Annotated in this window: 17 protein-coding genes; 13 read left to right on the top strand and 4 right to left on the bottom strand. The window is 73.4% G+C overall.

The features are described from left to right. Window positions 1-60 precede the first annotated feature (60 nt). Window positions 61-1,608, bottom strand: a complete 1,548-nt coding sequence (gene hisS, locus BM419_RS15600; protein WP_091926954.1) for a histidine--tRNA ligase — start codon at window positions 1,606-1,608, stop codon at window positions 61-63. A gap of 396 nt (window positions 1,609-2,004) precedes the next feature. Continuing rightward, window positions 2,005-2,508 carry a DUF3429 domain-containing protein gene (locus tag BM419_RS15595; RefSeq protein ID WP_012321210.1) on the bottom strand — a complete coding sequence of 168 codons (504 nt, stop codon included), beginning with the start codon at window positions 2,506-2,508 and terminating at the stop codon, window positions 2,005-2,007. A 502-nt stretch (window positions 2,509-3,010) separates the two neighbouring features. Here BM419_RS15595 and rho point away from each other — a divergent pair. From rho to BM419_RS15535, 12 genes are all read left to right on the top strand, one after another. Beyond that, window positions 3,011-4,297 (top strand): transcription termination factor Rho, encoded by a 1,287-nt coding sequence (rho, locus tag BM419_RS15590; RefSeq protein WP_085986776.1) that lies wholly within the window; start codon window positions 3,011-3,013, stop codon window positions 4,295-4,297. Window positions 4,298-4,656: 359 nt separating this feature from the next. Beyond that, the gene (locus tag BM419_RS15585; protein WP_091926953.1) at window positions 4,657-5,268 is read left to right on the top strand and encodes a Maf family protein; all 612 of its coding nucleotides are present in this window, start codon (window positions 4,657-4,659) and stop codon (window positions 5,266-5,268) included. Between the two features lie 12 nt (window positions 5,269-5,280). Beyond that, window positions 5,281-6,276 (top strand): cation diffusion facilitator family transporter, encoded by a 996-nt coding sequence (locus tag BM419_RS15580; RefSeq protein ID WP_091926952.1) that lies wholly within the window; start codon window positions 5,281-5,283, stop codon window positions 6,274-6,276. After that, window positions 6,273-7,121, top strand: a complete 849-nt coding sequence (locus BM419_RS15575) for a shikimate dehydrogenase (protein WP_091926951.1) — start codon at window positions 6,273-6,275, stop codon at window positions 7,119-7,121. The genes BM419_RS15580 and BM419_RS15575 overlap by 4 nt, the downstream gene beginning before the upstream one ends. Beyond that, entirely contained in the window at window positions 7,118-7,756 is a 639-nt protein-coding gene (gene coaE / locus BM419_RS15570) for a dephospho-CoA kinase (RefSeq protein WP_091926950.1), read from the top strand. Before BM419_RS15575 ends, coaE begins: the two co-directional genes overlap by 4 nt. A 66-nt stretch (window positions 7,757-7,822) precedes the next feature. Then, window positions 7,823-8,038, top strand: a complete 216-nt coding sequence (locus BM419_RS15565) for a hypothetical protein (RefSeq protein ID WP_091681050.1) — start codon at window positions 7,823-7,825, stop codon at window positions 8,036-8,038. Between the two features lie 119 nt (window positions 8,039-8,157). Further along, window positions 8,158-8,883 (top strand): DNA polymerase III subunit epsilon, encoded by a 726-nt coding sequence (gene dnaQ / locus BM419_RS15560; protein ID WP_056533619.1) that lies wholly within the window; start codon window positions 8,158-8,160, stop codon window positions 8,881-8,883. A 223-nt stretch (window positions 8,884-9,106) separates the two neighbouring features. After that, window positions 9,107-10,339: an extracellular catalytic domain type 1 short-chain-length polyhydroxyalkanoate depolymerase gene (locus BM419_RS15555; protein ID WP_091926949.1), complete on the top strand. Its 1,233-nt coding sequence runs from the start codon at window positions 9,107-9,109 to the stop codon at window positions 10,337-10,339. Between the two features lie 127 nt (window positions 10,340-10,466). After that, a complete protein-coding gene (locus BM419_RS15550) occupies window positions 10,467-11,372 on the top strand; it encodes a TIGR01459 family HAD-type hydrolase (RefSeq protein WP_091926948.1) in 906 nt (301 codons plus the stop codon). 244 nt (window positions 11,373-11,616) lie between these two features. Next, window positions 11,617-12,015 carry a DUF350 domain-containing protein gene (locus BM419_RS15545; RefSeq protein ID WP_020094066.1) on the top strand — a complete coding sequence of 133 codons (399 nt, stop codon included), beginning with the start codon at window positions 11,617-11,619 and terminating at the stop codon, window positions 12,013-12,015. Between the two features lie 7 nt (window positions 12,016-12,022). Then, window positions 12,023-12,745: a DUF1190 domain-containing protein gene (locus tag BM419_RS15540; protein WP_091926947.1), complete on the top strand. Its 723-nt coding sequence runs from the start codon at window positions 12,023-12,025 to the stop codon at window positions 12,743-12,745. Continuing rightward, complete coding sequence (locus BM419_RS15535; RefSeq protein ID WP_091926946.1) at window positions 12,745-13,905, top strand: glutathionylspermidine synthase family protein; 1,161 nt, start codon at window positions 12,745-12,747, stop codon at window positions 13,903-13,905. Before BM419_RS15540 ends, BM419_RS15535 begins: the two co-directional genes overlap by 1 nt. 22 nt (window positions 13,906-13,927) lie before the next feature. Here BM419_RS15535 and BM419_RS15530 read toward each other — a convergent pair whose 3' ends face one another. Next, the gene (locus BM419_RS15530) at window positions 13,928-14,524 is read right to left on the bottom strand and encodes an HD domain-containing protein (RefSeq protein WP_091926945.1); all 597 of its coding nucleotides are present in this window, start codon (window positions 14,522-14,524) and stop codon (window positions 13,928-13,930) included. Window positions 14,525-14,813: 289 nt separating this feature from the next. Between BM419_RS15530 and BM419_RS15525 the strand changes: the two genes are divergently transcribed. Continuing rightward, on the top strand, window positions 14,814-15,779 hold the full coding sequence (locus BM419_RS15525; protein WP_091926944.1) for a YiiG family protein: 966 nt from the start codon (window positions 14,814-14,816) through the stop codon (window positions 15,777-15,779). A 28-nt stretch (window positions 15,780-15,807) separates the two neighbouring features. Here BM419_RS15525 and BM419_RS15520 read toward each other — a convergent pair whose 3' ends face one another. Then, window positions 15,808-16,644: a lysozyme inhibitor LprI family protein gene (locus BM419_RS15520; protein ID WP_091926943.1), complete on the bottom strand. Its 837-nt coding sequence runs from the start codon at window positions 16,642-16,644 to the stop codon at window positions 15,808-15,810. Between the last annotated feature and the right edge of the window lie 44 nt (window positions 16,645-16,688).

Here is a 16,688-nt window from a genome sequence, read left to right as displayed (position 1 = left end):
CGCCGCCGGAGCCTCTGCGTTCGACGTGCGGTTCGACTTACGGTTCGATGCGCGAGTGTCTCAGATCTCCGTTGACGGAAAATGCCGGGCCAGCACGGCGCGGACCTGCGCCACCAGGTCGGCCTCGGGACACGAGAATTGCGCGGGCCGCGCGGCCTTCCACTCGGCGTTGCTGGCGATGGACTCGGCCGCCCGGGCGCCCTCGATCAGGTCCTTGATCTGGACCTCGCCGGCCAGGCGCTCGTTCGAGCCCTGGATCACCGCCACGGGCGCGCGGCGGCGGTCGGCGTACTTCATCTGCGCCTTCATGCCGGCGGCGCCGAGGTAGAGCTCGGCCCGGATGCCGTCGGCGCGCAGGAGCGCGACGAGCCGCTGGTAATCGGCCATGTTCTCCCGGTCGAGGACCAGCACCACCACCGGCCCGGGGGCCTCGGCGCCGGCGATCAGGGGGCTGCCCACGAGCTGGAGCGCCGAGAACAGCCGCGAGACGCCGATCGAGAAGCCGGTGGCCGGGACCGGCTCGGCCCGGAACCGCCCGACGAGGCCGTCGTAGCGCCCGCCGCCCGCCACCGAGCCGAAGCGCACGGTCTGGCCGTCCTCGTTGGTGACCGGGAAGGTCAGCTCGGCCTCGTAGACCGGGCCGGTATAGTACTCGAGGCCGCGCACCACGCTCGGATCGGCCCGGATCACGTCGTGGCCGTAGCCGGCGGCGGCGCAGAGGCGCATGATCGCGTGCAGCTCGGCGATGCCCTCGCGGCCGGTCTCCGAATCGCCGACCGCCTCGTGCCAGCCGGCGAAGAACTTCTCCCAGAACGCCACCTTGTCGGCCCCGTCGCCGGCATCGGCCTGGAACGACACGTAGGCGAGGATCCGGCCGATCGCCGTGGCGTCGAGGCCCGCGCCCTTGGTGAAGTCGCCGCTCTCGTCCTTGCGGCCGGATCCGAGCAGGTCGCGCACCCCGTCGGCGCCGAGCCGGTCGAGCTTGTCGATCGCCCGCAGCACGGTGAGGCGCTGCCCGGCCTTGTCCGGGCCGGCGAGCCCGATCGCCTCCATGACGCCGTCGAGCACCTTCCGGTTGTTGACCTTGACCACGTACTGGCCGCCGAGCCCGAGGCGGTTCAGCGTGTCGGCCATCAGCATGCAGGTCTCGGCATCGGCCGCGACGCTGCCGGCGCCGACGATGTCGGCGTCGAACTGCATGAACTGGCGGAAGCGGCCCGGCCCCGGCTTCTCGTTGCGGAAGACGTAGCCGGCCCGGTAGCTCCGGTAGGGCTTGGGCAGCCCGTCGTAGTTCTCGGCCACGAACCGGGCCAGCGGCGCCGTCAGGTCGTAGCGGAGCGACAGCCACGCCTCGTCGTCGTCCTGGAACGAGAACACGCCCGCGTTCGGACGGTCGAGGTCGGGCAGGAACTTGCCCAGGGCCTCGGTGTACTCGACGAACGGCGTCTCCAGGGCCTCGAACCCGTAGAGCTCGAAGCTCCTGCGGATCGTCTCCAGCATCCGCCCCTGCGCGGCGATCTCGCCGGCGCGGCGGTCGACGAAGCCGCGCGGCAGGCGGGGCTTCAGGGTCTCGGCCTTCTCGGCCTTCGGGGTCTCGGGCTTGGACATGGGCGCATTCGCTCTCGCGGACTCGGAATCCGGGTCCCGCATCGAATCTTCGATCGTCTCCGGCGGGCGGAGATCCTGCGGCCGGGCTCTAGAGCATGCCGGGCGAAAGGGGAATTCGGTTTGCGGGCGCTCTGGCCGCCCGATCATCCAGCCCGATCATCCAGCAATGTCGTCCTTGCGGGCGGAGCGAGCGATCCAGGCAGCGCCACGCTTGTCGAGGTCGCGCCGCCCTGGGTCACATCGCTGCGCTCGTGATGACGGAAAGGGCGCATCGACCGGAGCGGTGAAGCGGAACCCTGCCGGAACTCCGCACGCGCCGATGCGCCTTTTTCCGGATCGGGTTCCGCTTCGCTCCACTGGTCCGGCACAGGGCGCGGTTCACCCGGACCAAAGACCTCAGTACGGCGCCGTCAGCTTGAGCCAGAGCAGCGCCGCGAGACTCACCACGGCGATCGGCATCTGCAGCGGGCGCAGGCGGGCATGCGACAGGGGCACCTCGCCGGCGCGCGCCGCGATCGGGTCGAGGATCCCGATGGCCGCGTAGCCGAGGATCAGCATCGCGAGGGCCGGCACCGCCTTGCCCATCACCGCCGCGAACAGGCTGCCCAGCCCGAGGCCGTAGAGGACCAGCATGGTGACGATCTGCGACACCTGCGGGCCGCCCTCGGTCCGGAAGCTGACGCCGCGGCGCACGCCGGCCAGGAACAGCAGGATCGAGGCGGCGTAGAGCAGGGTGAACAGCGCCACGAGGTAGTCGAGGGGTTTGCCGTTCAGCCACCATGCCACGGCGGTGCCGACGGCGATCGGCAGCATCGGGCCGAAGCCGAAGACGATCTCGAGCCAGGGGATCCGGCGCGGCTCGTGCGTGGTGAGGGTGCGTCCGGTGGCGTCGTCGCGCATGTCGGTCTGGGGGAACTCTCGATTCGACGGTCTGCTGCGCCGCAGCACCGGGACAGGGAACGGCCGCGCACCAGCCCGGTTCCGAAACCCGGGTCCGGACCCGGTTCGACGCGGCCCGTGTAGCGCCGCCGCGGCGCTCCGGCGAGGCCCCGCCGGTCCGTAAACGCGTTACCCGGTCGCCCGCGTCCCCGTCGGCGTCCCGGGCCAATGTCCCGGCCCTTGAGTGCGGGCGAGAAAGGCGTTATCTGTGGCGGGCCCTCATCACAAGGTCTGCGCCGCAGCGCGCCCGTGAGCCGCGAGGGTCCTGCCTCATCGGTTTCGCCAACCTGACCCCGGGCCCCTCGCCGCAGCGCGGCCCGCTCTCCGGTGCCCATCCCCCGGGCACCTGGCACTGAACCGGCCCTCCCACCACCTCCGTCGGTTGCAAGATACCCCCATGACGCCAAATCCCGACGCCCTCGCCGACGATATCGAGACCGCGGAGCCGGCCGACGCGCCGACTATGCCCGCCGCCCTCGAGGGCGTCCGCGAGGTCAAGCTCCAGGACCTCAAGTCGAAGACGCCGACCGACCTGACGGCCTTCGCCGAGGAGGTCGAGGTCGAGAACGCCTCGACCATGCGCAAGCAGGAGTTGATGTTCGCCATCCTGAAGCAGCTCGCTGCCAAGGAGGTCGAGATCATCGGCTCGGGCACCGTCGAGGTGCTGCAGGACGGCTTCGGCTTCCTGCGCTCCTCCGACTCGAACTACCTGCCCGGCCCGGACGACATCTACATCTCGCCGACCCAGATCCGCCGCTTCGGCCTGCGGACCGGCGACACCGTCGAGGGCCCGATCCGCGGCCCCAAGGACGGCGAGCGCTACTTCGCGCTCCTGAAGGTCAACACGATCAACTTCGAGAATCCGGAGAAGATCAAGCACAAGGTCCACTTCGACAACCTGACGCCGCTCTTCCCGACGAAGCGGTTCAAGCTCGAGCTGGACAACCCGACCAAGAAGGATTTCTCGCCGCGGATCATCGACATCGTGGCGCCGATCGGCAAGGGCCAGCGCGCCCTGATCGTGGCGCCGCCGCGCACGGGTAAGACCGTGCTGATGCAGAACATCGCGCAGTCGATCACCCTCAACCACCCCGAGTGCTACCTGATCGTGCTGCTCATCGACGAGCGGCCCGAGGAGGTCACCGACATGCAGCGCTCGGTGAAGGGCGAGGTCATCGCCTCGACCTTCGACGAGCCGGCCACCCGCCACGTGCAGGTCGCCGAGATGGTGATCGAGAAGGCCAAGCGCCTCGTGGAGCACGGGCGCGACGTGGTGATCCTGCTGGATTCCATCACGCGCCTCGGCCGCGCCTACAACACCGTGGTGCCGTCCTCCGGCAAGGTGCTGACCGGCGGCGTCGACGCCAACGCCCTGCAGCGGCCCAAGCGCTTCTTCGGCGCCGCCCGCAACATCGAGGAGGGCGGCTCGCTCTCGATCATCGCCACGGCGCTGATCGACACCGGCTCGCGCATGGACGAGGTGATCTTCGAGGAGTTCAAGGGCACCGGCAATTCCGAGATCATCCTGGACCGCAAGGTCTCCGACAAGCGCATCTTCCCGGCGATCGACATCACCCGCTCGGGCACCCGCAAGGAGGAGCTGCTGGTCCCGCCGGACTCGCTCAAGAAGACCTACGTGCTGCGCCGCATCCTCAACCCGATGGGCGTCACCGACGCGATCGAGTTCCTGCTCGACAAGCTGCGCCAGACCAAGAGCAACGGCGACTTCTTCGACTCGATGAACACCTGAGGCCGTCCCCGGCCGCGGGCATCGCCGCCGTCCCCGCGAGCGGAGCGATCCAGGCAGCGCCGCGGTGGCAAGCCGCGCGCTGGCCTGGGTCACGTCGCTGCGCTCCGGTCCCTCAGGATCGGGGAGCGGATGGGACGGGGGTCGCGCCCGCCGTGCGGGACGCCTGTCCCGCGGCGGCACGAAACGCGATTCCGGCCCGATCGGGCCGTTGACCGTCTCCTAACCGGCCTCTGCCAAGGTTCCATCCGGGCGCCAGGTAGCGTATCGGCCCCGCGACAGCCCCGCCGGCCGGTCCATCCCGGCGGCGGGGCTCGTCGCAGCCGGCTTGCACCGATCCCCGGATCCGTGACACTGGCGCGATGCCCCGCTCGCCCTGGACCGGTCCGGATCCGCTCCTCCTCGCCTCGACCAGCCCGACGAGGCGCCTCCTCCTGGAGAGCGCCGCCCTGCCGGTCGAGACCGCCGCCCCGGACGTCGACGAGCGCGCCCTCGAGGCGGCGAGCGCCGGCCTGTTCCCGCCCGACCTCGCCCTGCACCTCGCCCGCGCCAAGGCCGAGTCGGTGGCGGCGCGCCATCCCGGGCGGATCGTCCTCGGCGCCGACCAGGTGCTCGACCTCGACGGCACCGTGTTCCACAAGCCGGCCGACGGCGCGTCGGCCCGGGCCCAGCTCGCCCGTCTGTCCGGCCGCACCCACGCCCTTCATTCCGCCGTGGTCCTGGCCGGGGCGGTCGAGGACGCCTTCGTGGAGACCGCGCGGCTGACCCTGCGCCCCCTCGATGAAAGGGCGATCGCGGCCTATGTGGACTGCGCCGGCGCGGAGCGCGTGCGGGCGAGCGTCGGCGGCTACCAGCTCGAGGGGCCGGGGATCCACCTGTTCGAATCGGTCGCAGGCGATCACAGCACCGTGCTGGGCCTGCCGCTTCTGCCGCTCCTCGCGCGGCTGCGCGCCGCCGGGCTTCTGGCTTTCTGAGGGAGTACCGCCTTGGCGGGACACGACCATTCGCACGGCGGCCACGGGGGGCATTCCCACGGCGGCCACGCCCAGGGCGGTCATGCCCATGGCGGCCTCGGCGGCCACGCGCACGCGCCGAAGGATTTCGGCACGGCCTTCGCCATCGGCATCGTGCTCAACACCGCCTTCGTGGTGATCGAGGCGGCCTACGGCTACCTCAGCAACTCCATGTCGCTGGTGGCCGATGCCGGCCACAACCTCTCGGACGTGCTGGGCCTCGCGGCGGCCTGGATCGCCGCCATCCTGGTGCGCCGCCGCGCCAGCGCGCGCTTCACCTACGGCTACCGCGGCTCCTCGATCCTGGCCGCCCTGTTCAACGCCGTGTTCCTGCTCATCGCCATGGGGGCGGTGATCTGGGAGGCGCTGGTCCGGCTGGTCCACCCGGAGCCCGTCGCGGGCACGACCGTGATGGTGGTGGCGGCGGTGGGAATCCTGGTCAACGGCCTGACCGCGTGGCTCTTCGCCAGCGGCGCCAAGGGCGACATCAACGTCCGCGGGGCGTTCCTCCACATGGTGGCCGACGCCGCCGTCTCGGCCGGGGTCGTGGTGGCGGGCCTCGTGATCCAGCTCACCGACCTCGCCTGGCTCGACCCGGCGGTCAGCCTCGTCATCGCCGCCCTGGTGGTCTGGGCGACCTGGGGCCTGCTGCGCGACAGCGTGGCCATGTCCCTCGACGCCGTGCCGCCGGAGATCTCCCCGGACGCGGTGACCGGCTTCCTCCTCGAGCGGCCGGGCGTCGCCGGCCTCCACGACCTGCATATCTGGCCTATGAGCACCACCAGCGTCGCCCTGACGGTCCATCTCGTGATGCAGGAGGGGCATCAGGCCCACCGCCAGCCCGGCAACGGCTTCCTCACCGAGACCGCCGAGGGCCTGCGCGACCGGTTCGGCATCGGCCACGCCACCCTCCAGGTCGAGGAGGCCGGCGGCCCGGCCTGCCGCCTCGCGCAGGATTGCGCGGCGTGAGCGGCGCCCAGCCCCGCGCCTTCGTGGTCGGCCACCCGATCGCCCACTCGCGCTCGCCGCTGATCCACGGCCACTGGCTCGCCGTGCACGGGATCCCGGGCTCCTACGAGCGGCTCGACGTGGCCCCGGAGGCCTTTCCGGACTTCATCCGCGCCCTGCCCGCGTCCGGCTACCGGGGCGGCAACGTCACCATCCCCCACAAGGAGGCGGCCTTCGCGCTGGTGGACACGCTCACGCCGCGGGCGAAAACCATCGGCGCGGTCAACACCCTGGTGGTCGGGCCGGACGGGCGGATCCGCGGCGACAACACCGACGCGCCGGGCTTCTGCGCCCATCTCGACCACAGCCTGGGCGCGGCCTGGCCGGACCGGGCGGGCGGCACCGCCCTGGTGCTCGGCGCCGGCGGCGCGGCGCGGGCGATCGTGGTCGGGCTCGCCGAGCGCGGCCTGCGGCGCGTCTGGGTCGCCAACCGCACCGCGGCCCGGGCCGAGGCGGTGGCGGCCCTCGCGCCGGGCGTCGGCGCGGCGCTCGCCTGGGACGACCTGCCGGCGGCGCTTCCCGGGACAGGCCTCCTCGTCAACACCACGTCCCTGGGCATGAAGGGCCAGCCGCCGCTGGCCGTCGACCTGTCGACCCTGCCGGCGGACGCGGCCGTGGCCGACATCGTCTACGCGCCCCTGGAGACCGAGCTCCTGGCGGCGGCGCGGCGGCGGGGGCTCGCCGCCGTGGACGGGCTCGGCATGCTGCTGCACCAGGCGGTGCCGGGCTTCGCGGCGTGGTTCGGCCCGCGCCCCGCCGTCACCCCCGAGCTGCGCGACCGGATCGTGGCGGACCTCGCCGGATGACCCCGAAGGCCGGATCCGGACCCGTCATCCTCGGGCTCACCGGCTCGATCGGCATGGGCAAGTCGGCCACGGCCCGGATGTTCGCGGAGCGCGGCGTCCCGGTCCACGACGCCGACGCCGCCGTCCACGCCCTCTACGGGCCGGGCGGCGCGGCCGCCGCGGCGATCGGCGCGGCCTTTCCCGGCGTGCTCGACGATCGCGGCGGCGTCGACCGGGCGCAACTGCGCGCCGCGGTGCTCGACGCGCCCGACCGGATGGCGGCGCTGGAGGCCATCGTCCATCCCCTGGTCCGGGCGGCCAGCACGGACTTCCTGGCGCGGCACGCGGCGGCGCCGCTGGTCGTCCTCGACGTCCCGCTCCTCTACGAGACCGGCGGCGAGGGCCGCTGCGACGCGGTCGCGGTGGTGAGCGCCCCGCCCGAGATCCAGCGTGACCGGGTGCTCGCGCGTCCCGGCATGACCGAGGCGGCCTTCGCGGCGATCCTGGCCAAGCAGATGCCCGACGCCGAGAAGCGCGCCCGGGCAGATTTCGTCATCGACACGGGCCGGGGTTTCGCCGCCGCCGAGGCCGCGGTCGCGCGGATCGTCGAGCGACTGACGGCGCACCGTGCGCCGCCGCACCGCGGCGACGGATGAAACGCCCGGAGGATTGAATATCTGCGGTTGTGTTCCGGGGGGAATACGGACGGCAGGATGGACGTGATGGCGCGGCGCTGGGGCGGGATTGATCGCATTCGGTCGGGCGGCATCCGGGCCGCAACCCTTCTCGCGCTGCTGGCGGCCGGGCCCGCGCAGGCCCAGTACGCCGCCAACTGCCCGCCGCCGAAGAAGGTCGCGGCCGGCGCCTGCGTCACCGCCTGCCCGGGCGGCTACGAGGACCGGGGACCCGTCTGCGTCTACCGCAACACCTCTCGGTAGGGCGAGGCGCTCGACGGTTGGTCGACGGTGATGGACGGGGACGGCCGTGCAGGGCGGGTTAACCGCTCGGGCTTATCCCGCTAGGGTCCGCCCCCACCCCCCCGCGAGTCGCGAGACCCATGCTGCGCGAGATCGTCCTCGACACCGAGACCACCGGCACGGAGGCGAAGGGAGGCGACCGGCTGATCGAGATCGGCGCGGTGGAGCTCCTCAACCACATCCCCACCGGCCGGACCTTCCACCGCTACTGCAACCCGCAGCGGCCGGTCTCCGAGGGCGCCTTCAACGTCCACGGCCTGTCCGACGCGTTCCTCGCCGACAAGCCGCTCTTCGCCGAGATCGTCGGCGAGTTGCTGGCCTTCCTGGCCGACGGGCGGCTCGTGATCCACAACGCGCCCTTCGACGTCGGCTTCCTCAACATGGAATACGCCCGGCTCGGCGCGAACGCCCCGCCGCCGATCCAGCTGGAGGACGTCGTCGACACCCTGCCGATGGCCCGGCGCAAGCACCCGGGTGCGGCCAACAACCTCGACGCCCTCTGCAGCCGCTACGGCATCGACAACACCCGGCGCACCAAGCACGGGGCGCTCCTCGACGCGCAGATCCTGGCCGAGGTCTACGTCGAGCTGCTCGGCGGCAAGCAGACCAGCCTCGGCCTCCTGGAGGCCGCGACAGCCGCCCCGGTGGCCGGCTCGGCGGCCCTGGCGTCGGCGGCTCCGGCGGCGCCCCGCCCCTACCGGTCTCGCCTCACGGATGCAGAGCGCGCCCGACACGACAGCTTCCGCGCGAGCCTCGGTCCTGCCGCGATCTGGGCCGAGTATATCGGGGCGGACGATCCGGCCTGATCGCCGGTCCGTCCCGCTCTCCGATCCGCACGCCTGCCGCGCGCCGCCGGCTGTTGCCGCATCGCACAGGGGCGTTTATTGCAATGCACAAAACGCCGTCGACGGAGCCTCTCGCGGGGTGACGGAGGCTGGCCCGCGCGGTGCAGGTGCGTTCCCTTGGGGGAGGCACGGGCGCGCCGGATCCGGCCGTGACGGAGATGCTGAGGCAGTGAGGCGCGCACGCATGACCGAGGATTTCGGCAGTCGCGACGGACAGCGCGACGACAAGACCGGCCCGTCACCCTTCGCCGACATGATCGAGGCCACCCGCCTGACCGGCCTCGGCCGGCTTGAGGAGGCGACCGCCCTCATCCAGCGCAGCCTCGGGGGGCAGAAGGCTCCGCCCGCCGATCCGTCGGCCGCGCCGCAGCCTCCCGCGCGCCGCGACGCGCCTTCCGCCGAGACGCGCAGTCCCGCGGCGGAGTCCGGGACGCGGATGCGCGAGGTGGTGGGGCAGGTCGTGCGCGGGCTCGCGCCGGTGCTGAAGGGGCTCGGCAACCCGCTCCGGTCGCCGGCCCCGCCGCCCGCCGACCGGGCGGGCGGGACCGGGGGCCGCTTCGTGTCCCTGACCCATGCCGAGCCCGCCGGCACCCGCGAGTACAAGCTGTTCATCCCGAGCCACCCGGACCGGGCGGCGCCGCTGATCGTGATGCTGCACGGCTGCACGCAGAACCCGGACGATTTCGCCGCCGGCACCGGCATGAACACCCTCGCCGAGCGCGCCGGCGTGTTCGTGGCCTACCCGGCCCAGAGCCGCCAGGCCCACGCCCAGCGCTGCTGGAACTGGTACGAGCCCCGGGACCAGGGCCGCGGCGCGGGCGAGCCGGCGATCATCGCGGGCCTCACCCGCGCGATCATGGCGGAGCACCCGATCGACCCGGCCCGGGTCTACATCGCCGGCCTGTCGGCCGGCGGCGCCGCCGCCCTCAACATCGCCCGCGCCTATCCGGATCTCTACGCCGCCGTCGGCGTGCATTCGGGCCTCGCGGCCGGCTGCGCCCGGGACCTCGGCTCGGCGCTGATGGCCATGCAGGTCGGCGCCCCGGGCCTCGGCGCCCCGACCGCCTTCGGCACCCCGGCGCCCGCGACCCGCGTCCCGACGATCATCTTCCACGGCGAGGACGACGGCACGGTGAGCGTGCGCAACGCCGACCAGGTGCTGGCCCAGGCCAAGGTCGCCGGGCTGACGCCGCGGTCGGAGACCTTCGAGGGCCGCGGCCACCCCTTCACCCGCACCCGCTACCGGGACGAGGCGGGCCGGGTCGTGGTCGAGGATTGGCGGGTGCGCGGCGCCGGCCACGCCTGGTCCGGGGGCCGCCCCGACGGCAGCTATACGGATCCCGAGGGGCCCGACGCGTCCCGGGCGATGCTCGACTTCTTCGCCGAGCACCGGCTGGGACCGGCGGGGCGCCCGTAAGGGGTCTCCGGAGGGCCGCGCGCGCTGGCGGGTTGTCAGGGCGCGGCCCTGCTGTATCGCAGGGCGCTGCCCTGCCCCCACAAAAGGTCCCGGACCTTTTGCATCCAGGACCTCCCCAGGACCTCCCATGAGCACCACCCCCGCGCCGATCCCGACCCTCCAGGGCCTCGCCGAGGTCGCCGACCGGTACGACCTGATCCTCTGCGACGTCTGGGGCGTGCTGCACGACGGCCAGAAGGCCCACACGGCCGCGGGCGAGGCGCTGATCCGCTTCCGCACCCTCCCGGGCGCGCGGCCGCGCCGGGTCGTCCTCGTCTCGAACGCGCCCCGGCCCGGCGACGGCGTCGGCCGCATCCTCGACCGGTTCGGCGTGCCGCGGGAGGCCTACGACGCGATCCTGACCTCGGGCGACCTCACCCACGACCTGATCGCCGCGCGCCCGGGTGCCCGGATCCGGCATCTCGGGCCGGAGCGCGACCTCGGCATCTTCCAGGGGCTCGACCTCAGCCTCGTCCCGGAGGCGGAGGCCGACCTCGTCGTCTGCACCGGCCTGTTCGACGACCGCAGCGAGACCCCCGACGATTACCGGCCGGAGCTGGAGCGCCTGGCGGCCCGAGGGCTGACGATGATCTGCGCCAATCCCGACCTCGTCGTGGAGAGCGGCAACCGCCTGATCCCCTGCGCGGGCCTGCTCGCGGCGGCCTACGCGGAGATCGGCGGCCCCGTGGTCTACGCCGGCAAGCCGCACCGCCCGGTCTACGAGGCGGCGCTCGCCAAGGGGGCGGCGCTCACCGGAGCAGCGCTCACCGGGGCCCCGGTGGACCCGGCGCGGGTCCTGGCGATCGGCGACGCGATCCGCACCGACATCGCCGGCGCCCGCGGCATCGGCATCGCCAGCCTGCTCGTGGCCCGCGGCATCCACGCGGAGGAACTCGGCGTCACGGCCGCGCATCACCGCCTGGGCGACGTGGCGGAATGGCTCGGCCGGCAGGCGGTGCATCCGGACGCGGTGATCGAGCGGCTGGTCTGGTAGCGGCCGGTCCTCCGAGGCGGGCCCTTCGAGGCGGGTCCTGCGCGTATTGCCGCCAGTCTAACCCCCTGAAATCCCCGACAAGCTTGACACCGCGCGGGAAATTGCGTGGATTCGCGCGTGTGAATCGGTCCCGCGCGCAGCAATCAGCCCCGACATCCGCTTCGCGTGTCGGGCGATTCGACCGGGAGACCTGTCCGGCCGCGATGCTCGCGACGATCGGAACCGGCGAGACGGCGGGTCTTGCGTGACCCTGGTCTCCGGACTGCCCGATTTCCTGCTCTATCTCGGCACCGCGACCGGGCTGATCGGCCTCTACCTGCTGATCTACACCCTCGCCACCGCGCACAACGAGCTCGCGCTGATCCGCCGGGACGTGACGGCGGCCGCCGTCGCGCTGGGCGGGAGCCTGGTCGGCTTCACCCTGCCGCTGGCGGTGGCGATCTACAACGCGCGGTCGCTGCTCGACTGCCTGATCTGGGGGCTGATCGCCCTGGTGATCCAGATCGCGATCTACTGGCTCGTGCGCCTCGCGGTGCCGGACCTGTCGCGGCGCATCGAGGAGGACCGCGCCGCCGCCGCGATCCTCCTCGGCGCGGCCTCGCTGGCGGGCGGCGTCGTGAACGCCGCCTCGATGACCTATTGAGGGGCCGGTGACGGAGACCGCGCCACCTCCCGCCGCTTCCGGTGACGCCGCCGCCGGCGGGCCCGGGACCGGCTTCGCCGCCACCCGCCGCTCCAAGCGCTCGGCCGCCGTGTCGCTGGTCCTGGTCGCCGGTGCCGGCGCGGCCGCGCTGACGCTCGGCGGCCTCGACCCGTCCCAGCGCGAGGAGGAGGCGCTCGTCTACGGGACGCTCGGCGCCTGCATCGCCCAGCAGCTGCGCGGCGCCGAGGCCTGCATCGCCGCCTACACGAGCGCGCAGGAGACCTACGCGGCGACGGCGCCGCGCTACGAGACCGAGGCCGATTGCCAGCGCCACCACGGGACCGGCGGCTGCACCCCGGGCGCGCAGGTCACGGAGGCCGCACGCGGCCGCTACCTGCCGGTGATGGCCGCCTTCATGATGGGGCGCACGGACGCGCAGGACCTGCCGGTCCAGCCGCTCTACCCGCACGCGCCCGAGGAGGAGCGCGACGAGGCCGGGGCCGCGACGGCCGGGCACGGCGGCGGCTACTGCACCGGTGCGGGCGGGCGGGTCGCCTACGCGGGCGGCGCCTCGCGGGTCCACGTCCCCGCCTCGGTCGCCCGCACCACGAGCGCGACCCCGCGCACGATCAGCCGCGGCGGCTTCGGCGGCACCGGGCGGGCGACGGCGTTCTCCGGAGGCTCGGGCGGCCGTGCCGGCGGGTTCGGGGGCGGGTTCGGGGGCGGCTGATGCGCCGCGTGCCGGTCCCGGAGCGGCCCGACTGGCGCCAGCACGCCGCGCGGGCCGGCTTCACCTTCCACACGTTCGACGGCGCCCCCTACTGGGACGAGAGCGCCTACTACGCCTTCAGCCTCGCGGAGATCGAGGACGCCATCGAGGCGCCGAGCGCCGCGCTGCACGACCTCTGCCTCGCCTTCGTGGACCGGGCGGTCCGGGACGCGGCGATCCTCGCCTCGCTGCGGATCCCCGAGCACGCCTGGGACGCGATCCGGGCGAGCTGGGCGCGGCGCGATCCCAGCCTCTACGGGCGCTTCGACTTCAGTTACGGGGGCGACGGGCCGGCCAAGCTCCTCGAGTACAACGCCGACACGCCCACCGCCCTCTACGAGAGCGCGGTCTTCCAGTGGCTCTGGCTGGAGGACGGGCTGGCGCGGGGGCGCCTCCCCGCCGGCGCCGACCAGTTCAACACCCTGCACGAGGCGCTGGTGGCGCGCCTCGCCGCCGTGGCGCCCCCGGAGGGCGTCGCCTTCGCGGGCTTCCCCGACGCGCCGGAGGATCGCGGCACGCTGGCCTATCTCCAGGACTGCGCGCTCCAGGCCGGCCGCCCCGCCCCCTTCCTGCCGGTCGAGGCGATCGGGCTCGACGCGGACGGGCGCTTCGTGGACGCGGCCGGCGCCCCGATCGGCTGCCTGTTCAAGCTCTACCCGTGGGAGTGGATGTTCGCCGACCCGTTCGGCCGCGCGGTCGGCGCGGCCACGACCCGGTTCCTGGAGCCGCCCTGGAAGGCGGTGCTCTCCAACAAGGGGCTGCTGGCCCATCTCTGGGCGATGGCGCCGGGCCATCCCAACCTGCTGCCGACCTATTTCGAGGAGGATCCGGCCAAGGCCGCGCTGGGCCGGAGCTTCGTGAAGAAGCCCCTCTACGGGCGCGAGGGCGCCAACGTGCTGATCGTGCGCGACGGCGCCGTCGCGGCGCGCGACGAGGGGCCCTACGGCGGCGAGGGCTACGTGCGGCAGGCCCTGGCGGAGCTGCCCGATTTCGCGGGCCGCCGCGCGCTGGTCGGCAGCTGGATGGTCGGCGACCGGCCCGCCGGCCTGTGCCTGCGCGAGTCGGACGGCCTCATCACCACCGACCGGGCCCGCTTCGTGCCGCACCTCATCGATCCGTGACCGGGTCCCGAGCCGCTGCGGCTCACCGGCCCAGCGCCGCGAGCTCCCGCCGCATGTTCGACCGCGCCGGCCCCTCCAGCGCCGCCCGGGCCCGGGCGGTGACGAACAGCGGCCGGCCGGATGCGAGGGCCCCCCGCAGGAAGGCCGCGCGCCCCTGCCGGTAGGCGGCCGCGCCCACGACCGGGACGAATTCCCGCGCCACGCCGGCGGCGTAGCCGTCGTAGGCGGCGGGCGCCGCACCCAGGATCGCCATGTCCATGTCGAGGAAGAGCGCGACGTCCGCGGCGAGCGCGGCCGGGAGACCGTCCGGGACGGCGTGCCGCTCGGTCGCCAGGATCATCGTCTCGGCCGCCGCCAGCGCGGGCGCCGGGACCGCGCCCTCCGGCAGCGCCCGCAGGAGCGCCGCGCTGCGGCGCTCGTTGTCCGGGGCGCCCGGCCGGTAGACGGCGTCGTGGAACCAGATCGCCAGTTCGACCGCGTCGGGATCCCGGACCGTCCCGCGGCGGGCGCGGAACGCCTCCAGGAGCGCGTCGATATGCGCCTGGCCGTGATAGACCCGGTGCGGCTCGGCCAGCCGGGCGCGCAGGTCAGCCAGGATGCGGGGATGGCCGTCGAGCATCGGCCGATCCTCTACCCGATCCGCCGCCGCGGGACGAGGCGGATCGCGCCGCAGGCCCGGGAAGACGCTCCGGGCACCCGCGATGGACTTCCCGGCCTCGCGCTCCGACGCCCCGCGAGATCATCGTCCCCGTGACGATGATCGGGGATGTGATCGTCGAACGCCCCGATAGACGCGCCGCTGTCGATCCCGAGAGATCTATTGGGCGCGATCGACCCGATCCCGCGTCTGGTCTTCGCGCGGAACGCCGGCTACAGGGGCAGAACCATCCGGAGGATCCCCAGCGCCCATGAGAGCGACGAGCCTGAGAACGACGACTTGGTTGATGCTGACGGCGCTGCTCGCCGCCGCCCCAGCCCGCGCGCAGGCCCCCGCGCAGGCCCCTGCCCCGGCACCGGTGGGGCCGGCGACCAAGCCCGAGAGCGATCCGGCTCAGGAGACGATCCGCAAGCTCAACGCCTATGTCGGGCTCCTCAACCGGACCCTGCGGGCGCAGGAATCGCTCGGCCGCTATCAGAGCTGGGTCAACATGAAGACCGGTCCGACCGGCCGCGAGCGGATCATCTACGGCCTCTACGGGCTCTACGACGTGCGCGGCGAGATCGCGAAGGCGGAGGCCGCGACGGCGCAGCCGCCCGCGATGCCGGACCTCGACGGCGCCGTGAAGACCTACATCGCCGCCTATCAGGCGCTCGCCCCGACGGTCACCGAGGCGGAGGGCTACTACGAGCGGCAGGATTACCGCGCGGACAAGATGGAGCAGGGCAAGGCGCTCCACGCCAAGCTCGCCGTCGCGGGGCCGGCCTTCCTGGCGGCGCGCGCCAAGGTCGACGCCGCGCTGCGGGTCGAGAAGGAGAAGAGCGACGCGCTGGAACTCGCCGCCATCGAGGCGCGGGAGGGCCGCAAGGCGCGCTGGCACGTCGCGAACGTGATGACCGCCTGCCGCAAGGTCATGGACCTGCTGCCCACCGACGCCAAGCCGGTCGTCGACATGGCGGCCTTCGACGCCGCGCTCGGGCGCTACGCCGTCGCCGTGAAGGACATGGACGGGTACAGCGCCGCCAACCCGAACTCCTTCCACGTGTTCGAGAGCCGGCCGCGCGCGCTCCTGGGCAAGCTGCGCGAGTTCGACGACAAGCTCGCCAAGGCCAGGGGCGACGCCCGGCGCGGCGCCGGGCGCGACGTGACCTGGATCGTGAACGACTACAACATGATGGTGTCGACCGCGCAGACGGCCACGACCTTCTCGCGGTGACCGGGGGCGTCCGGGACCCGGGCCCCCGTCAGCGGGCGCTCCGGCCCGGTTCCGTCAGCCGCAGCGAGGTCGCGGCCGCGGTGACGGCCGCCTGCCAGCGCGCCTGCTCGGCCGCGGGGTAGCGGACGCGCAGGGTGACGAAGGCGCCGCCGCGGCCGCCCGCCAGCAGGGTCTTCCGATACAGGATCCCGGCCGCCGTCGTGCAGGAGAGCACGATCCAGCCGGGCTTGCGCGCCGCGTATTCCGGCGGCTGCCGCAGGCAGGTCTTCCGGTCCGCGGCCACGACGGCGTCGAGATCCTGGTCGAGCACGTCGTTCAGGCCCGACACCGTCAGGTGCAGGTGGCCGTCGGCCGAGCGGAAGGCCTGCCCGTCGCCGTTGTCCGGCGGCGGCTCCGCGACGAGGTCGGCGGGCACGTCGACGGAGAAGCCGAAACGGGCGTTGACCACGTGGCGCAGCGCCGGCGTGTCCGGCAGCGCCCGGCTCCAGTCGCGCCGGACCTGCGCGATCCGCGCGGTGTAGGCCCGCGTCAGGCAGGCCGTGTCCGGGCAGGCATCGCGGACCCGCGCGCGCCAGCGCGCGTGGTCCTCGCCGAAGGTGTCGATCGCCTGGCCGGTCTCGCCGTCGACCCCGCGCGTCTCGCCCACGATCCGGTCGAACAGGCGCCTGAGTTCCTCGTCCAGCCGCGTCAGGGCGGGGTCGGCACAGATCAGCGTCTCGACCCTGTCCCGAATCCCGGCGCAATCCGGCGCCGCCCGGGCGCCGACGGTGCCGAGCGCACAGACTGCGCCGACGAGGCCGGATCGGAGGATCGATCGGGGGAACGATCGCGGGCTCAGGCGCGCCGGACGGGCTTGGCTACGCACGGATATCCCTCCTGTGGCGGTCTGGACGCGATCGGCCGTCGGGC

Source organism: Methylobacterium sp. yr668 (assembly GCF_900116245.1).
Lineage (GTDB): Bacteria > Pseudomonadota > Alphaproteobacteria > Rhizobiales > Beijerinckiaceae > Methylobacterium.
This window is presented reverse-complemented; position numbering and strand designations above follow the sequence as displayed.